The organism is Hymenobacter sp. 15J16-1T3B (genome assembly GCF_020711235.1).
Lineage (GTDB): Bacteria > Bacteroidota > Bacteroidia > Cytophagales > Hymenobacteraceae > Solirubrum.
In genome coordinates this window covers 90,916-107,803 of the sequence record NZ_JAJFAV010000004.1, presented here as the reverse complement: position 1 = coordinate 107,803, position 16,888 = coordinate 90,916, and the positions used below count along the sequence as shown (strand labels likewise).

Here is a 16,888-nt window from a genome sequence, read left to right as displayed (position 1 = left end):
GCGCAGCCTCGGGCAGCCCCGTGGTTTCTCTTGGCCTGACCTGAACTCCCTCGTGCTATGAATTCACCGTTTCCCACTACTCATTTTCTACGACGCGGACTGGCCGCTGCGGCCTTGTTGCTAGCCACTGCCGGCGCCGCCACTGCCCAAGCCCCCACCGACCTGCCGGCCACTACCCGATACCGGGCTACGGCCCTGGGTCTGTCGATGGGCTGGGACGCGCCCTACGGTTTCGGCCTGGAAGTCAGCCACCTCGTTACGCGCCGCCTCGACGTGAATGCGGGCACCGGCATCGGGCTGAGCGGCACCAAGCTGGGAGTGGGCACGCGCTACTTCCTCGCGCCGGAGCGCCGCATGTCGCCCTACTTCGGCCTGAACCTCGTGCGCTCGGGCGGCTGGGACAGCATCGAACTGCGCGAAGGCGGCGGCGATGATTGGTACGAGGGCGACGGCTACCGCACCGGCACGCTCACGGTGCGCCCCTGCACCGTGCTGCACCTGCGTTCGGGCCTGCGCTGGCAGCCCGGTCGCCGCCCCGGCCGCGTGGGTCTTATCGGGACCATGGGCTACGGCCTGCGCGTGAGCGGCAACCCCATGCGCTACCACATGGACCCGGGCCAGGAGCTGCCCGACGCCGTGGACCGGTTGGCCCACCGCATCGTGTATGCCCCCGGTGGCCTGGAAGTGTCGCTGGGCCTGAGCATCGGTCTGGGCCAGAAAGCCCGGGAGTAAGCAGGTCGGAGAAAAAACAGCCCGTTGTTTGCCCAGTCATCCTGAGCAAAGCGAAGGACCTTCCTCGCAGCTTGTACAAACCAAAAAGCGCAGCCACCAACGCCTTAAAAGGTTGGTGGCTGCGCTTTTTGACTCCAGCGGATTAGAGCCAGCGCGTTGGAATCAGCGGCGGTGCGGGGTGAGAGCAAGACCCTTCGCTGCGCGTACGCCAGATGAAGGATGACGGCCTGTTTTCCCGCCAGCTACCAGCTCAGGCGTTGCTCCTCGTTGCCCTCCCGAAACAGCGCGCTTTGCTTTTTGCCGGCCGCTTCGAGGTTCACCACGTTCATTTGATCCGGAAACTGCTCCAGGAGCAAGCGGTGGCGCAGGTTCAGGCCGCGCGCCGCGGCGGGCAGCTTCACGCTGAAGTACAGCCACTGCGCGTCTTTCTCGGTCTGCTGCCCGATGTAGGTGATGGGCAGCGCCTCCCCGGGCCTGGTGCCGATGGCCACGGTGCGGCGCACGTAAGTCGCCAGCAAGGGCGTGAGTTGGGCGGGCGCCATCTCACTCAAGCTCAGGTGCCGCGGCTGCCCCGCCGACAGGGCCGTTTCCAGGTCGTCGCTGAAGACTTTCAGGGCCACTTCCAGCTGCTGGGTTTTCGCGTTCAGGCGCGCTTCCATAATGCTGGCGTGGTAGGCGTGGGCCCAGGCCGCCGTGGCTAGGGCGAGCAACAAAGCCCCAAGGGCGAGTAATCGACGCATAAACAGAAGAATCTAAGGTCTGCAACAACGCCGGGGAAAAAGTAATGCCATCTTCCGCGGCGGAGGATGGCATTACGCGTTTCGGCGGCGGCTGCGGGCTTAGAAAATCGACTTAAAGATGTCGTTGAAGAACACAAACACCATCAAACTCAGCAGCAGCACCATGCCCACTTTCTGGGCATTTTCGAGGAATTTGTCGGAGGGCTTGCGGCCCGAAAGCATTTCGTAGGTCAGGAACATCACGTGGCCGCCGTCGAGGGCCGGGATGGGCAGCAGGTTCATGAAGGCCAGCACCATCGAGAGCATACCGGTCAGGAACCAGAACTTCTCCCAGTCAAACTTGCCGCCGTACTGCTGGGCAATGGCAATGGGGCCGCCCAGCGACTTGCGGGCCGAGGCTTCGCCGCGGAAAATCTTGCCGAAGGCCTTCAGCTGGGCCCCGATGACGCCAAACGCCTGCTTGGTGCCGCGCGGAATCGACTCAGCCATGCCAAAGTTGCGGGTGCTGAAGTTCAGCAGCGACTTGGGCCGGAAGCCCACCTTGCCGTCCTCGTCGATGCGCACGTGCAGGGTTACGGGGGCGCCGTTGCGCAGCACCTGCACGTCGGTGATTTTGTCGGCCGGGGCGGGCGGGGTGGTTTTGCCGCTCACGCCGTTGACCACGCGCTGCAGCAGGGAGGGTTTCTCCACGCGGTTGGCGTTCAGAGCCAGGGCCTGCTGCAGCTCCGAGAAAAAGCGAATGTCCTGGGTGCCGACGCGGGTAATTTGGTCGCCGGGGAGCAGACCGGCCTTGGAAGCCGGACCACCCGGTACCACTTCTTCCACTACGAACGGGTCGCGCGGGGCCACGAAGAAGGCTTCGTCGCTGTCGGCGAGCTTGTCCATGAAGTCCTTGGGCACCGCAATGTCGAGCAGCTGCCCGTTGCGCTCCACGGTGTAGTAGCTGCCGTTGCCCAAAATCACGTCGGTGGCGTACACGTCGTTGAATTCGTCGAAGGGCCGGCCGTTGATTTTCACAATCTTGTCGCCGGTGCGGAAGCCGATTTGCTCGCCCAGCTTGCTGGGGGCAATGCCGAACTTTTCGGCCTCCTTGGCGGGCAAGAACTGCTCGCCGTAGGCGTAGGTCAGGGCCGAGAAGATGACGATGCCGGTGATGACGTTGACGATGATGCCGCCGAGCATCACGATGAGGCGCTGCCAGGCCGGCTTGGCCCGGAACTCGTAGGGCTTGGGCGGCCCGCTGAGCGCGTCGGTGTCCAGCGACTCGTCGACCATGCCGGTAATCTTGACGAAGCCGCCCAGGGGCACGGCGCCAATCATGTACTCGGTTTCGCCGATTTGCTTGCCGAAAATCTTAGGCGGGAAGCCGATGGAGAACTTCTCCACCCGCATGCCGAACCACTTGGCCGAAATCATGTGCCCGGCCTCGTGCACGCCTACTAGGATGGAGAGGCCCAGCAGCAGCTGGCCGACCATGATTAGAATTTCCATTCGTTGTTAGTTGTCAAGTAAAATCCGTCTGTCATCCTGAGCGCAGCGAAGGACCTTGCCACGCGAGGTAGTAACTACCTGCCGCGGGTCGTTCAACTGTGATAAGGTCCTTCGCTGCGCTCAGGACGACAGCGTGGGCCCGTTATTGAGAATTAGCTACTTCACCAACTCCGCCGCCACGCGCCGGGTTTCCGCGTCGGTCTGCACGTAATCGTCAAGGGAAGGCTCGGCAAGGTACGAAACCCGTTGCAGGCAGCTTTCCACCACGTCGGGCAGTTGCAGGAAGCCGATTTGCTCGCGCAGGAAAGCGGCCACGGCTACTTCGTTGGCGGCGTTGAGCACGCAGGGCGCGTTGCCGCCGCGGCGCATGGCTTCGAAGGCCAGCGGCAGGTTGCGGAAGGTGTCGCCGTCGGGCCGCTCGAAGGTGAGCGTGGGGTAATCAAGAAAGGAGAAGCGCGGAAACTGGTTGGGCAGGCGTTCGGGGTAGCCCAGGGCGTACTGAATGGGCAATTTCATGTCGGGCAGGCCGAGTTGGGCCTTCAGGGAGCCGTCCTGGAACTGTACCAAGGAGTGAATGATGCTCTGCGGGTGCACCACCACGTCGATTTGCTCATCGGCCAGCCCAAACAGCCACTTGGCTTCGATGACCTCCAGGCCCTTGTTCATGAGCGAGGCGGAGTCGATGGTGATTTTGGCGCCCATGTCCCAGTTGGGGTGCTTCAGGGCCTGGGCCTTGGTCACGCGGGCCAGTTCCTGGGCCGAGCGGCCGCGGAAAGGCCCGCCCGAGGCCGTAAGGATGATTTTCTCCACCGAGCCGGGCTGCTCCCCTACCAGGCACTGGAAGATGGCCGAGTGCTCGGAGTCGACGGGGTAAATGGCCGCGCCGTGCTGCCGGGCCAGGCTGGTGACGAGCTGCCCGGCTACCACCAGGGTTTCCTTGTTGGCCAAGGCAATGGTTTTGCCTGCTTTCAGGGCCGCAATGGTGGGCAGCAGGCCGGCGTAACCTACCAGGGCCGTCAGCACCACGTCCACGTCGGGGCGGGCGGCGGCTTCGGCCAGGCCGGCAGGGCCGGCCAACACGGTCGTTTCGGGCTGCTGGGCCAGAGCCGCTTTCACGCCGGCGTACTGCGCCTCGTCACCGATGACAACCACGGCGGGCCGAAACTCGCGGGCCTGCTGCACCAGCAAGTCAGCTTGCCGCTGGGCGGTGAGCACGGCCACGCGGAAGCGGCCGGGGTGGGCGCGCACCACGTCGAGCGTCTGGGTGCCGATGGAGCCGGTGGAGCCCAGCAGGGCCAGGGAGCGGGGTTGAGGGGAGGTCATGCGGGGAAAGTGCGGCGGGACGGGGGCAGTGGGAAAGACAAAGGTAAGCGGCTTCGGCCGAGGCCGCATGCCCGGCGGGCTCTTGAACCCGAGCAGCGTTGAACCGACGCCCTCACCGCAGCGTCCCTATGCTTACCGGCGCAGCTGCTTGGTTGCAAACTAAGCCACCGCCTCCACCCGAATAGCCTTGCCGTTGAACGTGGCCGACTCGCCCGCGCGCTTGCCGCTCAGTGCCTGGGCCACCGGCGCCGCAGCCGACACGGCGAAGTAGTCCTGGCCGTCGACGGTGAGTTTGCCGGCGCTGATGCTGACGTAGAAGCGGCCCAGGCTGGTGGTGACCAAGGCGCCCGGCCGCACCGCGTCGCAGGCGCGGTCCGGGGCTATGCGCTGCAGCTCGCCGAGCAGTTGCTTGGCTTCGTGCAGCTGCACGGCGTTTCGGTCGCGCTCGTTCTGGGCCATGGCGCGGCCGGTTTCGTACTTGTCGCCGGCGCTGCTCTTGGTTTCGGAGTTGGCCGATTCCTGGGCCGCGTCGATGGCGGCCTGGCAAGTGGCCATGCGCTGCTCGACAAAGGCGAGGCAGGCGGCGTGGAGTTGATGTTTGGTTTCGGAAGCGGAACTCATAGAAAATGAAAAAAGGCATCTAGCAGCTTGGCCAGTGCTCCAATGCCTAGCACAAGGGCAATGAATAAGTCGGCGTTCTTTCCCTTCGTCAAAGCTGACGAGTAGTATAAATGTCCTCGGTAACCCAATACAGTTACTTTTTGGCCAATAGCAAGCTCCTGCTCCTTGCGCTTGGGATATTCCAGCCGTTGCACCATTACAGTTCCGTCAGCGGCCGTGTATTCTACATACGGATGGCTAAGTGGCGTCAGCGGGTTGGGCATGCTGTACTCCCGCACCACGGCCCCGGCTTGGAAAGCTTCGGCCAGCAGCGGTTGTATACGCCGGCGGCTGGCTCGCCAGTGCCAGCCCAGAAACATGGCCACAACAAACAAAAAAACGGCGGTAATCATGCCAATACCTTGGTTTCGCGTCGGCAGTCTAGTTGTTACGAACCTACACCGGTTGCAGTAGTTTCCGCTGCACGGTTTCCACCCACTCCTCGTCCTCCGGCCGTACCACCAGCACGCGAAACCCGTGCCGCTCCCCTTCCAGCCGCACGCCCTCCGAGTCGTCCACCAACACGTCGATGCCGAAGGTAGGCGGGTGCTTGGAGCAGCGGGCCGTTACCGTCCGTTCGTGGCGGGTTTGGTTGACGACGCCGGCGAGGCGGATGCCGTGCAGCCCGAACAGACGGCGGATGTAGCCGGATGAGCGGTACGAAGTGGTGTACACCCACACTTCCCAGCCTTGCTGCTGGCAGTGTCGCATGAGCGCCTTCGTCCCGCGCCGCAGCTGTTCGTGGCCAAGCAGCCGGGCCAGCCAGCCCAGCCGCGGCGTTTCCAGCGCGAAGGGGTGGGCCGAGCGAATCAGGGTGTTGTCGAGGTCGAAGGCGACGCGCATGGCTTCCGGGCTAACAGTCGGGCCAGCCGTCTAGGCTGGGTCGGCTTCGTCCAACTCCACCGGCGGTTCCAGCTCGTCGTACAAAGCCTGCAGCTGGGCTTGGCTGAAGCCGTCGGCGGTGCTCAGCGTGAGGGCGTGCTCGGCGTAAGCCAGCCGCAACTCGTAGACCGGCCGCGACGAGAGCAGGCTGCCGGGCTTGCTGAGCTCCCCCACTATCGTTTCGGCGCGGGGCCAGACGAACTGCCGCGGCCGGAATTGCTGGTAGTACTCGACGGTGATGGTGTCGGTCGTGAGGGTGATGCAGCGCGGGTGCCGCTCCTGCACCACGTACAGCAGCCCCAGCGCGGCTATCAGCAGCACCGGCCCGAGGTAGCCGATCAAGCCGGCCCAGATCAGCAGCCCCAGGGCCAGCAGCAACAGCGGCAGCTCCCGGCGCCACTGCCGGCCGTAGCTGCGCGGGTTGACCAGTTGCCACTCATTGCCGGGCGCATCCGGCGCGGGGTTCGGGATGATGTTCATACTGGATTCGCTTGCTTACCCCGCGCCGAGCAGCCCATCGGCCAGCGCCCGGTCGTTGCTGAGCCGCGGCACCTTGTTTTGGCCGCCGAGCTTGCCCTGGCTGCGCATGTAACGCTGAAACGCCCCGGCCGGCAGCGGCGTGAGCAAGAGCGGCGCCAGAATATTGCCCGCCAGCAGGTCGTCGTAGTACACGTTGCGGCGGCGCAGGCCGGCATCCAAGGCGGCGGCAAAGGCGGCTAGGTCGTGAGGCGGGCGAGCAAATTCCACCAGCCACTCGTGGCGCGAGGGTTCGGATCCGGCTTCGCTTACCCGCGGGGCCACGGTAAATTCGACCACTTCGGCTTCCGGAAACTGCTGCAGGGCCTCGCGCAGCGTCTGCTCTACTTCCTCGCCGATGACGTGCTCCCCGAAGGCCGACAGAAAGTGCTTGATGCGGCCCGACACCACCACCCGGTGCGGGCGCAGGCTCACGAAACGCACGGTGTCGCCCACGGAGTAGCCCCACAACCCGGCGTTGGAGCTGACCACGAGGGCGTAGTTGCGGTCCAGCTCCACCTCGGCCAGCGTGAGGCGCGGCGGGTTGGGCTCGAAGAACCGCTCGGCGGGAATGAACTCGTAGTAGATGCCCGCGTCGGCCAGCAAGAGCATGCCGGGGTTGCCGGGCTCGTCCTGAAAGGCAAAAAAGCCCTCCGAAGCCGGGAACAGCTCCACCGTGTCCACCGCGCGGCCGATGCTTTCGAAGAGCTTGCGCCGGTAAGGCTCGAAGTTCACGCCGCCGTAGACGAACAGCTGAAAGTCCGGAAACACCTCCCCCACCGGCCGGCCGGTGCGCTGGGTGATGCGGTCGAAGTACATCTGCACCCAGGGCGGAATGCCCGAAATCAACGTCATCGGCTGGTCCAGGGTCTCGTCGACCACCCGGTCGAGCTTTTGCTCCCAGTCCTCGATAATGTTGGTGGGGTAGCTCGGCAGCTGGTTGCGGCGCAGGTAGGCCGGCACGTGGTGGTTGCTGATGCCCGAGAGCCGCCCGGTTTTGATGCCGCCGACTTCCTCCAGCTCCGGCGAGCCGGACAAAAACATCAGCTTGCCGTCGAGAAACTGCGGGCGGCCCGAGGCGTGCACGTAGTGCAGCAGCGCGTCCTTGGCCCCGTTGATGTGGTTGGCTATGCTGTCCCGGGTGATGGGAATGTACTTGGTGCCGGAGGTCGTACCCGAGGTTTTGGCCAGGTACAAGGGCTGCCCGGGCCAGAGCACGCTGCTTTCACCCTGCTTCACGCGGTCGAAATAGGGGCTCAGGCCTTCGTAGTCGCGCACCGGCACGCGCTGTTGAAACTCGCGGGCGTTGCGCACCGCCCCCAGCTGATGGTCGCGCCCGAACGCGGTGGCGCGGCCGCGGCGCAGCAGCTCCTGCAGGATGCGCTGTTGGGCTAGTTCGGGCTGGCGCGCCCACTGCTGGTACTGGCGAACGGTGTAGGCGGCGAGCGGGCGGCTCAGGAGGGACTTCAGGCCCATTCGGTGAATGAGTGAATGAGTGAATGAGTGAAGCGGGACGGACCGTAAAAGTAGCTTTTACCGCTTTACCCGCTGCCAGCCGCGGGCGTCGAAGCGCGCAGTATCAACGGGCTCGACGCGTTGCCAGGGGCCGGGCACGGGCGTCAGCCGCACGACGCGGTAGCGCAGCGGCGCGGTGGAGTAATTCCCGCTGGCTTGCACGGCCACGCGGGCCCGCGGGTCGTCGGGCCGCTCGTAGAGCACGCGCTCATCGCTCCACGGAGCGTCCTCCCCCAACAAGCGTCCCAGCGTGAGTACCACCCAAACCAGCGTCCCGAGCACCGCGAATCCAAACGCGCCCAGCTCCAGCCACGGGGGCAGCAACCTTGAAAACTGCAGCCAGAGCGCCGCGGGCCAGAGATACAGCAGCACGTCGCGGGTCAGGTTGAAGGCCTTGAGCAGGGCGTAGTCGGTGGTTTCGAACGGCACCTGCTCCGACAGCTCGTCGGCCAGCCACAGGCCCAGGCCCAGCCACCCCAGGCCAATGATCCAGCGCCGCAGCCGGGTGGGTGCGGCGCCGGTAGGCGGGCTAGCAGCGGGCGTTTCCTTAGAATCTTGAGTATACTGCACGGCATCAGCGGCCAAACCTACGGCCCGGCTTAGTTGTATCTATGGCCGAGTTAGCTCAGTTTTCACCTTCCTTCCAAACTCAACTTTTACTTCCATGATCAACCAACGTGGCACGGCCGTGTGGAACGGCGACAGCAAAGGCAGCGGCGAAATCAGCACCCAGAGCGGGCTGGTAAAAGTGCCGTACTCCGTCGGGGCGCGCTTCAACGGCGAAAAAGGCAGCAACCCCGAAGAACTGGTAGCCGCCGCCCACGCCGCCTGCTACACCATGTTTCTCGACGTCATCCTGACCAAGGACGGCAAGCAGGTCAAGCAGCTCCGCTCCGAGTCGAAAGTGACGCTCGACACCTCCGGCGACGTGCCCAAGGTGACCAAGATTGCGCTGACCACCGAAGGCGAAGTAGAAGGCCTCACGCAGGAGGAATTCCAGCGCTACGCCGAAACGGCCAAGGAAAACTGCCCGATTTCGGCCCTGCTCAAGGGCGGCGCCGAGCTGACGCTGGCCTCGGCAACGCTGAAGTCGTAGCACTGCCCATTTTTAATTGAACGTCATTCCGAGCGGAGTCGAGGAATCTTGCGTTAACGTCCGGTGGTAATTCCAATCGTTGGGTTTACTAGCTGATCAACCACGCGAGATTCCTCGACTGCGCTCGGAATGACGTTCTTTTTTGAATACGTAGGGCTGATGCGGAATTGGGGCGCATTGCTCCCGGGCGCGGGGCCCAAGGCGCGTCCGAGCCGGAAGGACGTTCTTTTTTTCAGCTGCCGGGCCGACAACGCTCGTTTAACGAGCGGCTACAGCCTTTTCAGTAGTTTTGTCGCCTCTCCCGCATTTTTGCCTATGCCGTCATCGTATACCCGCATCGGGCTGCAGCCCGCCAACACCTCCCGCGTGCCGTTTTTCGGTCAACTGGTGTTCGGCCTGGTAGCCGTAGCCTACCCCCTGCTCTCCATCCTCGGCGACCCGAACCGCACGCCCGGCGTGCTGCGCTACCTCGATTGGATGTTCCTGGGCCTGGCCGTGCTCTACATCTTCTACATCCTGGTGCAGAACTTGCCCTTGTTTGGCACCCAGACTTACCTGGAAATCACGCCTTCCTACCTGGTGCACAAGCCCGGCCTCTTCATCGGCAAGCAGCCCTTCGAGGCCCGCGACATGCGCGCCCTGCTGCTGGAGCCGCGCCAGCTCTTGCTGCGCATGCAGGACGGCACCAGCTACTCGCTGAACCTGCGCCAGGTGCGCGGCAAGCGCCGCCGCCAGCAGCTGCGCACCATGCTGCAGGACTTCGCCCAGCACAACAAGCTGGATTTCGAAGAGCGCACGACCTCGGAGCTGTAGGGCTTGCCCTATTGCTACGTCAGCCCCCAAAACAGAAGAACGTCATTCCTCGGCCTCGCTCGGAATGACGTTCTTCTGTTTCTCCCGTTTAGTTCGGGCCTACCAGCTACTTGCCGCCCGTAAACTTCTTGCGCAGCTCCTGAATGGTGGTGCGGAAGGTTTTGTCGGAGTCGATGAGGTCCGACACGGTCTGCACCGAGTGAATGACGGTGCTGTGGTCCCGGCCGCCGAAGTGGTAACCGATGCTCTTGAGCGAGTGATTGGTGTGCTCCTTGGCGAAGTACATGGCCACCTGCCGGGCCGTCACCACTTCTTTCTTGCGGGTTTTGGCCTTGAGCAAATCCACCGGGATGCTGAAGTGCTCGGCCACGGTTTTCTGGATGAAGTCCAGGTTCACCTCCGCTTCCACGTCTTCGATGATGTGGCGCAGGGCCTGCTTGGCCATTTCCAGGTCGATTTCGCGGCGCGTCAAGCTCGACTGCGCAATGAGCGAAATCAGCACGCCTTCCAGCTCGCGCACGTTCGTCTCGACGGAGTACGCGAGGTACTCCACCACCTGCGGCGGAATGTCGATGCCGTCGGCCTGCATCTTGTTCATGATGATGGCCACGCGAGTCTCGAAGTCCGGGCTCTGCAAGTCGGCCGTCAGGCCCCACTTAAAGCGACTGAGCAGGCGCTCCTCGAAGCCCTTCAACTCCCGCGGCGGCACGTCGGAGGTCATGATGACCTGTTTGCCAGCTTGGTGCAGGTGGTTGAAGATGTGGAAGAACATTTCCTGGGTGCGGTCCTTGCCGGCCAAGAACTGCACGTCGTCCAGAATCAGGATGTCGACCAGCAGGTAGAAGTTGCCGAAATCCTGCACCGAGTTGGTTTTCAGGCTTTCGATAAACTGGTTAGTGAACTTCTCCGCCGACACGTAGAGCACGAACTTGCCCGGAGCGTGCTCCTTGATGTGGTTGCCGATGGCCTGCACCAAGTGAGTTTTGCCCAGCCCGACGCCGCCGTAAATCATCAGCGGGTTAAACGAGGTCGTGCCTGGCTTTTCGGCCACGGCCCAGCCGGCTGAGCGCGCTAGGCGGTTGCACGAGCCCTCGATGTAGTTGGTGAACGAGTAGTTCTGGTTGAGCTGCGAGTCCAGGTAGCTTCGGTCGCCCACGGTGCGCACCTCGAAGGGGTTGCGCAGCGGGGCGGGCGCCGGGGCCACGGCCGCTACCCCGCCGCCCGCGGGCTGGCGCTTGGGGTAGGGATTACCGGCGTTACCCCCGGGGGCGTACGGCTGGCCGTTGGGGTTGTAAGGGGGCCGGGCAGGCGGCGCGTTGTCGGCGGCCGGGCCGGGCTGGGGCGCCATGGGGCGCACCTGGGCGGCGGTGGGCGTGTTGGCCGGGGCGCGGTGCGCGGCCCCGCCGCGGGTGGCGGGCAGGTTTACGGTGCGCGGCCGGGCCTGCTCGTTGCCCTGGTCCACCACCACCGAGTATTCCAGTTGCCCGTCGGGGCCTAGCTCCTGCACGATGGCCTTCTTGAGCACGTCCACGTAGTGCTCCTCCAGCCATTCGTAAAAGAACTGGCTGGGCACCTGGATGATGAGCAGGTTGCCTTGCAGCGCGACCGGTACAATGGGTTCAAACCACGTGCGGAAGCTCTGCTCCCCCACGCTCCCGCGAATCACACGCAGGCAGTTGACCCAGACGGTACGGCAATCCTTCTGCATTAAACCAGGCTGCGCAAGCGGTGTGTGGGAGGGTACGGGCAAAGCCAGCCGAAACCCGGTTTGGGAACCCGGTTTCGGCTAGGGGGAGACAAAAATGTGGAAAAGTCGGCAGAGCGCCAAACTGATTTCCGCTAGCTCAGCGCTGAAGCGTTGATACTCAACGACTCAGCCGCTGCCACTCCTTTGCGGTTTGTGGCGCGGTCAAACACGTAGTCGATTCGTCCAAGTTTGATACCGGACCAGCCCACCTGGTTCACCAGGGTCTTGTGGCCCTGCGGCCCTTCCACCACCGTCGGCGCGTCGAGAAAAGTGTGGGTATGCCCGCCGATGATCAGGTCGATGCCCGGGGCGCCGGCGGCCAGCTTGTGGTCGTCCACCTTGGCCGACTCGTACTTGTAGCCCAGGTGCGAGAGGCAGATGACCAGGTCGCACTTCTCGGCCCCGCGCAAGTGCTGCACCTGCTCCCGGGCCACGGCAATGGGGTCGAGGTACTTGGTGGCGCCGTAGTTCTTGTCGGAAATCAGGCCGGCCATTTCGATGCCCACGCCGAACACGCCGATGCGCACGCCCTGCTTCTCAAACACCTTGTAGGGCTGGAAGCGGCCTTTCAGCGACGTTTGGGAGAAGTCGTAGTTGGCAATCAGGAAGGGAAACTGCGCGTTGGGCAACTGCTTTTCCAGACCTTGCAGGCCGTTGTCGAAGTCGTGGTTGCCCAGGGTAGCCGCGTCGTAATGCATCTGGCTCATGAGCTTGTATTCCAGCTCCCCACCGAAGAAGTTGAAGTAGGGCGTGCCCTGCCAGATGTCGCCCGCGTCGAGCAGCAGCACGTTGGGCTGTTCCTGCCGAATCTTGGCCACCAGCGCCGCCCGCCGGGCCATGCCGCCCTCGTCGGCCCACTGCGCCGAGCCCACCGGGAAGGGGTCGATGCGCGAGTGCATGTCGTTGGTGTGCAGAATGGTGAGGCGCACCGGCTGGGCGGCCGCGGCGGCCGAGCTGATCAGCCCCGGCCCCACGAGGCCCAGACCGGCCGCACCCAGCGCCGAAGTTTTGATGAAGTCGCGACGGAGCATGTTTCTACTATGATTAAATGTGGGAAGTGTGATTAATGTGTCGGCGTAGCGGCTTCGTCAGCAATGAGCGGCCGGGAGGTCATTCATTGCTCACTTTCACTCGCATCCAGACACATTGTCCACATTAAAATTTCACCCGCCCTTCGGCTTTGGCCGTCACGGGCTTGCCTTCCTTGGTGAGCTGGCGGATGTGGTCGTTGAAGGCCGTGCGCAGCAGCACGTTGGTGTGGCGCGGGGGCAGGGCGCGGAAGAAGTCGAGCCGGTCGCCGCCGCCGGCCAGGTAGTCGCTGATGGCAATGGTGTAAGTGCGGTCCTTGGCGGCGTCAAACACGTCCTTGCCGATGCGGATGTCGGTGGGCTTGCCGTCGACAACGGTGTAGGTGGCGCCCGAAATGGCCATTTTGATGGGCGCAGCGTAGTTGAACAGCTGCTGCACCACCGAAGCCGGGGCGTCGAGCACGACCAGCTCGTTCTCGAAGGGCATCAGCTCGAAGATGGAGCCGGTGGTGATGTTGCCGGCGGGCAGCTCGGCGCGCAGGCCGCCGTTGGTCATCACGCCCAGGTCGATGGGCTGGCCCAGCTCCTTGGCAGCCCGCTCGCGCTGCACGTCGCCGGCGAAGTTGGCCAGGGGTGACTCGCCGGGGTTCTTGCGGATGGCTTCTGGGGCGTGGCCGATAACCTCGTCCATCTGCTGCTTGACTTTCAGGCGGTAGGGCGCCACCACGGCTTCCACCTTGGGGTCGGCGGGCTGGGCGGCCGTCACGGGCTGGGCCGTGGTGGTCAGTTGGGCCTTGGGCTGCAGGGCACCGCGCTGGCAGGCCGTGGCGGCCAGCAGCAGTACCAGCGCCGCGCCGCGAAAACGAAATCGGGACATCGAGGGGAAAAACGACATGCAAAACGCAAAGATACGGCGGGCCGCTGCTGGTTCCCGTGAGGGCCAAAAAGTAGCCGCCGGCCCCGGGCAAAACCCCAGAGCCGGCGGCTGGCTGATGGCAGTGCCACGCGGCAGCGCTACTTGCGCAGGCCGACGTGGAGCAGCGCGGAAAAGCGCGTAAACGAAGAGCTGTACAAGGTGGCGTCCGTGACGCCGTTGGTGCGCTCGGCCCGCAGCTCCACGGCGAAGGGCCGCCCGGCCACCGTCAGCTTGCCCAACCCGATACTGGCAACCGCGCCGAAGGCCAGCTGCCGCCGGCTGAATAGGCCAGCACTGCGCGCCTGCCCGTCAGTGGTGTAGATGGGCGTCCAGGCGTTGTAGTCGTAGGGCGGCAACTGGGCGCGGTAGCGGTACTCGCCGCCGAGCTGTAGCGCGTAGCCGACGCTGCCGCCTAGCTGCAAAAACGGCTCGGGCTTGAACTGCGGCAGCGAGTAGCGCAGCTGCACCGGTAACAAGAGGTAGGCATCGTTGAATTTGGCTTGCTGCTCGCTGCCGTAGCCCGCCTGCTTGCTCCGAAACGTGCGTTCCTGGTACTTCTCCCGGGTGTAGAGCAGGTCCACGGCCAGGCCCAGCTTCTCGCTCAGGTTGGCCAGCGGGAAATAGAAGCCCAGGCCGAGCACCGGGGCTGGCTGGCTGCGAAAGTCTTGCTCCGACAGCAGGTTGCCGGTGGCAAAGCCGAGCGTGGACTGCGCCACGCCGAGCACCACGCTAATGCGCGTGCGGGTGTTGTTGCCCAGCAGCGGCAGAGGCTGCACCACGTTGCAGGCGTTGTAGCCGCGCACGGCGGCGGTCAGGTCGCCCGCGTTCAGGCGCACCTTGCTCACGCCGGCTTTCACCGTCACGCAATCGACGAACACGTCGGCCAGCACGCCTTGGTATTCCCGGTTGGTTTGCTGGTAGCGCAGGCCGTCGACGGTGGTTTCTCCCGAGGTTTGGCGCAGAGCCCGCAGCGGGCCGCCGGCTTTGGCCACGTAAAAATGGTCCTGCCCCTGGTCGTCGCGCACGAAGTACAACGCGGCCTTGCCGCTGACCAGCCGCTCCAGAAACAGCCGGGTGGAGTCGGGGCCGGCCGCCAGGGCCACGGCCCGCGCCTCGTAGTGCTTGCTGCCCGCGAAGCCGTAGCCGCGCAGCTGCTCGGGGCGGTACTCGGTGGCGGGGGCGCCGGCCGCCGGCCGGAAGCGGCACAGCCGGCTGCTGCGCAGGCTGCCGCGGTAGTCCAACTCCCCGCGCAGGGTGTCGCCGGTCAGGGGCAGCACGTAGCCGGGGCGAAAATCAGTTTGGGCGAGACCCGCCGTGTGCAACGCCAAACTTAAAAGCGTTAGAAATAGAGGTTTTTTCATGCTGAACCGAATAATCCAGCGTCAAAGATACCGGCCGCCTCTATATGCGCCCCAACCCGGCGCCGCGCGTCATCGTTGCGGGCAAGCTAGTATCTTGCGGGCACCGATGCGGGCCGTTTTGGCCCGTCTGCTGCCTGTTAGCACGCTTATGTCCGACAGCCCCCGTCCCGCCGCCTTATCCTTTTCCGAATTTGAGCCGCTGAGCTCGGCCGCCTGGCAGGCCCGCATTGCGCGCGACCTGAAAGGGGCCGACCCGGCCGACCTGCGCTGGGAAACGCCCGACGGGCTCACCCTGGAGCCCTTCTACCACCGCGAAGCCCTGGCGGCCCTGGGCGAGCTGCCCGCCCCGCAGGTGCGCCAGCGCCAGCGCACGGCCCCCAACTCCTGGCGCAACCTGCCCACGGTGCTGGTGCCCGCCGGCAACGAGGGCCGCGCTGCCATCGACCACGCGGCCCGAGCCCTGCAGGGCGGGGCCGACGGGGCCCACTTCGACCTGGCCGAGCCCGAAACCTTCGACCTGGGCTACCTGGCGGCCACCCTGCCGCTGGACAGCGCCATCCTGGGCTTCACCGTGTGCCGCCAGCCCGAGGAGTTTGCCCTGCGCCTGCTCGACGCGGCCGGCAACGCGCCGCTGCGCGGTTTTCTGCGCTACTCCCCGGGCCCCAGCACCCTGCCCGACGACTACGCCATGCAGACCCACGCGCTGCTGCGCTGCCTGCAGCTGACGCGCCACCTGCCGGAGTTTTTCCCGCTGGCCATCAACGCGGCCTTTTTCGGCAACCGCGGCGCCACGCCCGTGCAGCAGCTGGCCTACTCGCTCAGCATTGCCGTGTCGTTTCTGGACAACCTGACGGCCCACGACCTTGACATCGACGCCACGGCCGTGGCCGCGGCCCTGCACTTCCACGTGAGCATCGGGCCGAGCTACTTCACCGAAATTGCCAAGCTGCGCGCCCTGCGCCGGCTCTGGGCCACGGTGCTGCACGCCTTCGGGGTGCGGCCCGAGGTGGCCGCCACGCTGCGCATTCACGCCACCACCTCGTCGTGGACGCAGACCACCCTGGACCCCTACACCAACATGCTGCGCGTGACCACCGAGGCCATGAGCGCGGTGCTCGGCGGGGCCGACTCGATTTCCGTCACGCCCTACGACAGCCTCTACGCCGAGCCCAGCGAGTTTTCGGCCCGCATTGCCCGCAACGTGCCGGTGATTCTGCGCGAAGAAGCCTACCTCGACCGCGTGGCCGACCCCGCCGCTGGCTCTTACTTCATTGAGACGCTCACCGACCAGCTGGCCCGGGAAGCCTGGGCGCTGCTGCAGCAAACCGAAGCGGCCGGGGGCTTCCTCGTCACCCGCGGCAAGGTGATGGAGAGCATCCGCCTCAAGACCCTGGACGAATTCCGGCGCATTGCCACCGGCGAGCAGGTCATTGTGGGCACCAACCGCTTCCAGAACCTGCACGAGCAGTTCAGCTTCGACCCCAAGCGGCTGCTGCGCAGCCGCAGCTTCGACTCGACGCGGGCGGCGTACCCCTCGGAAGTGCTGCGCCTGGCCACGGCCATGCACTTCATCCGCAAGGAGCTCAAAAAGAAGAAAGCCGCCGTGGTGCTGCTCGGCACCGACACCATTCAGCAGATCTACGACTCCTTCGTGCGCCTGCTGCCCGCCGAGCAGCGCCCCGCCATGTCGGAGCTGCCGGCCAAGGGCGACCTTTCGCTGCTCTTCTCCTCGCCCGAGGAAGCCACGCTGATGTCGGCGCGGCCCGAGCAGTTCCAGCAGTTCGCCGATTTCGTGCGCAACCGTCCCGACGACAGCGAGGAGGACGGTGAGCAGCTGCAGCACGAGGCTCCCGTGCTCCTGGCCTGCGACCTGCCCACCATGCAGGACGCGGTGAAATACTTTGGCTTCAAGGAATTCACCGTGTCGGGCTACAGCACGGATGATGTGTTAGCCCGTCTGCAAGGACGATAAGGCAGTAGACCATACGCCTGTCATCCTGAGCGCAGCGAAGGACCTTATCACCGAAGAACGACAGGCGTCGGATGTTACTATCAAACGTGATAAGGT

The 16,888-nt window shown here is 64.7% G+C and carries 17 protein-coding genes; 4 read left to right on the top strand and 13 right to left on the bottom strand.

Annotated features, from left to right (window positions below):
* The first annotated feature begins 57 nt into the window (after positions 1 to 57).
* Entirely contained in the window at positions 58 to 732 is a 675-nt protein-coding gene (locus LJ737_RS08525; protein ID WP_227764662.1) for a hypothetical protein, read from the top strand.
* 242 nt (positions 733 to 974) lie between these two features.
* Here the strand turns inward: LJ737_RS08525 and LJ737_RS08520 are convergent, their stop codons facing one another.
* From LJ737_RS08520 to LJ737_RS08480, 9 genes are all read right to left on the bottom strand, one after another.
* Positions 975 to 1,472 carry a DUF6702 family protein gene (locus LJ737_RS08520; RefSeq protein ID WP_227764660.1) on the bottom strand — a complete coding sequence of 166 codons (498 nt, stop codon included), beginning with the start codon at positions 1,470 to 1,472 and terminating at the stop codon, positions 975 to 977.
* Between the two features lie 99 nt (positions 1,473 to 1,571).
* On the bottom strand, positions 1,572 to 2,963 hold the full coding sequence (locus LJ737_RS08515; protein WP_227764656.1) for a site-2 protease family protein: 1,392 nt from the start codon (positions 2,961 to 2,963) through the stop codon (positions 1,572 to 1,574).
* Between the two features lie 156 nt (positions 2,964 to 3,119).
* Complete coding sequence (locus tag LJ737_RS08510; RefSeq protein WP_227764654.1) at positions 3,120 to 4,286, bottom strand: 1-deoxy-D-xylulose-5-phosphate reductoisomerase; 1,167 nt, start codon at positions 4,284 to 4,286, stop codon at positions 3,120 to 3,122.
* A 159-nt stretch (positions 4,287 to 4,445) separates the two neighbouring features.
* A complete protein-coding gene (locus LJ737_RS08505) occupies positions 4,446 to 4,907 on the bottom strand; it encodes a 3-oxoacyl-ACP synthase (protein WP_227764652.1) in 462 nt (153 codons plus the stop codon).
* Positions 4,904 to 5,299 carry a hypothetical protein gene (locus LJ737_RS08500; protein ID WP_227764650.1) on the bottom strand — a complete coding sequence of 132 codons (396 nt, stop codon included), beginning with the start codon at positions 5,297 to 5,299 and terminating at the stop codon, positions 4,904 to 4,906. The genes LJ737_RS08505 and LJ737_RS08500 overlap by 4 nt, the downstream gene beginning before the upstream one ends.
* Positions 5,300 to 5,342: 43 nt before the next feature.
* Positions 5,343 to 5,789, bottom strand: a complete 447-nt coding sequence (locus LJ737_RS08495) for an HAD family hydrolase (protein ID WP_227764648.1) — start codon at positions 5,787 to 5,789, stop codon at positions 5,343 to 5,345.
* Between the two features lie 30 nt (positions 5,790 to 5,819).
* On the bottom strand, positions 5,820 to 6,308 hold the full coding sequence (locus LJ737_RS08490; RefSeq protein ID WP_227764646.1) for a hypothetical protein: 489 nt from the start codon (positions 6,306 to 6,308) through the stop codon (positions 5,820 to 5,822).
* 15 nt (positions 6,309 to 6,323) lie between these two features.
* Positions 6,324 to 7,820: a GH3 family acyl-acid amido synthetase gene (locus tag LJ737_RS08485; RefSeq protein WP_227764644.1), complete on the bottom strand. Its 1,497-nt coding sequence runs from the start codon at positions 7,818 to 7,820 to the stop codon at positions 6,324 to 6,326.
* 57 nt (positions 7,821 to 7,877) lie between these two features.
* Positions 7,878 to 8,429 carry a hypothetical protein gene (locus tag LJ737_RS08480; protein ID WP_227764642.1) on the bottom strand — a complete coding sequence of 184 codons (552 nt, stop codon included), beginning with the start codon at positions 8,427 to 8,429 and terminating at the stop codon, positions 7,878 to 7,880.
* Positions 8,430 to 8,523: 94 nt separating this feature from the next.
* Here LJ737_RS08480 and LJ737_RS08475 point away from each other — a divergent pair, with 94 nt between their 5' ends.
* The gene (locus LJ737_RS08475) at positions 8,524 to 8,955 is read left to right on the top strand and encodes an OsmC family peroxiredoxin (protein WP_227764639.1); all 432 of its coding nucleotides are present in this window, start codon (positions 8,524 to 8,526) and stop codon (positions 8,953 to 8,955) included.
* A gap of 315 nt (positions 8,956 to 9,270) precedes the next feature.
* Positions 9,271 to 9,768 (top strand): hypothetical protein, encoded by a 498-nt coding sequence (locus tag LJ737_RS08470; protein WP_227764638.1) that lies wholly within the window; start codon positions 9,271 to 9,273, stop codon positions 9,766 to 9,768.
* A 106-nt stretch (positions 9,769 to 9,874) separates the two neighbouring features.
* Here LJ737_RS08470 and dnaA read toward each other — a convergent pair whose 3' ends face one another.
* The 4 genes from dnaA to LJ737_RS08450 all read right to left on the bottom strand — a co-directional run bounded on the left by dnaA (position 9,875) and on the right by LJ737_RS08450 (position 14,820).
* On the bottom strand, positions 9,875 to 11,476 hold the full coding sequence (gene dnaA, locus LJ737_RS08465; protein WP_227764636.1) for a chromosomal replication initiator protein DnaA: 1,602 nt from the start codon (positions 11,474 to 11,476) through the stop codon (positions 9,875 to 9,877).
* Positions 11,477 to 11,607: 131 nt separating this feature from the next.
* Complete coding sequence (locus LJ737_RS08460) at positions 11,608 to 12,546, bottom strand: bifunctional metallophosphatase/5'-nucleotidase (RefSeq protein WP_227764634.1); 939 nt, start codon at positions 12,544 to 12,546, stop codon at positions 11,608 to 11,610.
* Between the two features lie 124 nt (positions 12,547 to 12,670).
* Positions 12,671 to 13,420: a 5'-nucleotidase C-terminal domain-containing protein gene (locus tag LJ737_RS08455; protein WP_227764631.1), complete on the bottom strand. Its 750-nt coding sequence runs from the start codon at positions 13,418 to 13,420 to the stop codon at positions 12,671 to 12,673.
* 137 nt (positions 13,421 to 13,557) lie between these two features.
* Complete coding sequence (locus tag LJ737_RS08450; protein ID WP_227764629.1) at positions 13,558 to 14,820, bottom strand: outer membrane beta-barrel protein; 1,263 nt, start codon at positions 14,818 to 14,820, stop codon at positions 13,558 to 13,560.
* 148 nt (positions 14,821 to 14,968) lie between these two features.
* Between LJ737_RS08450 and LJ737_RS08445 the strand changes: the two genes are divergently transcribed.
* On the top strand, positions 14,969 to 16,792 hold the full coding sequence (locus tag LJ737_RS08445; protein WP_227764627.1) for a methylmalonyl-CoA mutase family protein: 1,824 nt from the start codon (positions 14,969 to 14,971) through the stop codon (positions 16,790 to 16,792).
* Positions 16,793 to 16,888 lie beyond the last annotated feature (96 nt).

Bases quoted from the DNA above. Each gene is read 5' to 3' on its own strand.
- LJ737_RS08490 (WP_227764646.1), bottom strand. From the start codon at position 6,308: ATGAACATCATCCCGAACCCCGCGCCGGATGCGCCCGGCAATGAGTGG.
- LJ737_RS08485 (WP_227764644.1), bottom strand. From the start codon at position 7,820: ATGGGCCTGAAGTCCCTCCTGAGCCGCCCGCTCGCCGCCTACACCGTT.
- LJ737_RS08495 (WP_227764648.1), bottom strand. From the start codon at position 5,789: ATGCGCGTCGCCTTCGACCTCGACAACACCCTGATTCGCTCGGCCCAC.
- LJ737_RS08470 (WP_227764638.1), top strand. From the start codon at position 9,271: ATGCCGTCATCGTATACCCGCATCGGGCTGCAGCCCGCCAACACCTCC.
- LJ737_RS08525 (WP_227764662.1), top strand. From the start codon at position 58: ATGAATTCACCGTTTCCCACTACTCATTTTCTACGACGCGGACTGGCC.
- LJ737_RS08445 (WP_227764627.1), top strand. From the start codon at position 14,969: ATGTCCGACAGCCCCCGTCCCGCCGCCTTATCCTTTTCCGAATTTGAG.
- LJ737_RS08520 (WP_227764660.1), bottom strand. From the start codon at position 1,472: ATGCGTCGATTACTCGCCCTTGGGGCTTTGTTGCTCGCCCTAGCCACG.
- LJ737_RS08455 (WP_227764631.1), bottom strand. From the start codon at position 13,420: ATGTCCCGATTTCGTTTTCGCGGCGCGGCGCTGGTACTGCTGCTGGCC.
- LJ737_RS08450 (WP_227764629.1), bottom strand. From the start codon at position 14,820: ATGAAAAAACCTCTATTTCTAACGCTTTTAAGTTTGGCGTTGCACACG.
- LJ737_RS08460 (WP_227764634.1), bottom strand. From the start codon at position 12,546: ATGCTCCGTCGCGACTTCATCAAAACTTCGGCGCTGGGTGCGGCCGGT.
- LJ737_RS08510 (WP_227764654.1), bottom strand. From the start codon at position 4,286: ATGACCTCCCCTCAACCCCGCTCCCTGGCCCTGCTGGGCTCCACCGGC.
- LJ737_RS08500 (WP_227764650.1), bottom strand. From the start codon at position 5,299: ATGATTACCGCCGTTTTTTTGTTTGTTGTGGCCATGTTTCTGGGCTGG.
- dnaA (WP_227764636.1), bottom strand. From the start codon at position 11,476: ATGCAGAAGGATTGCCGTACCGTCTGGGTCAACTGCCTGCGTGTGATT.
- LJ737_RS08505 (WP_227764652.1), bottom strand. From the start codon at position 4,907: ATGAGTTCCGCTTCCGAAACCAAACATCAACTCCACGCCGCCTGCCTC.
- LJ737_RS08475 (WP_227764639.1), top strand. From the start codon at position 8,524: ATGATCAACCAACGTGGCACGGCCGTGTGGAACGGCGACAGCAAAGGC.
- LJ737_RS08515 (WP_227764656.1), bottom strand. From the start codon at position 2,963: ATGGAAATTCTAATCATGGTCGGCCAGCTGCTGCTGGGCCTCTCCATC.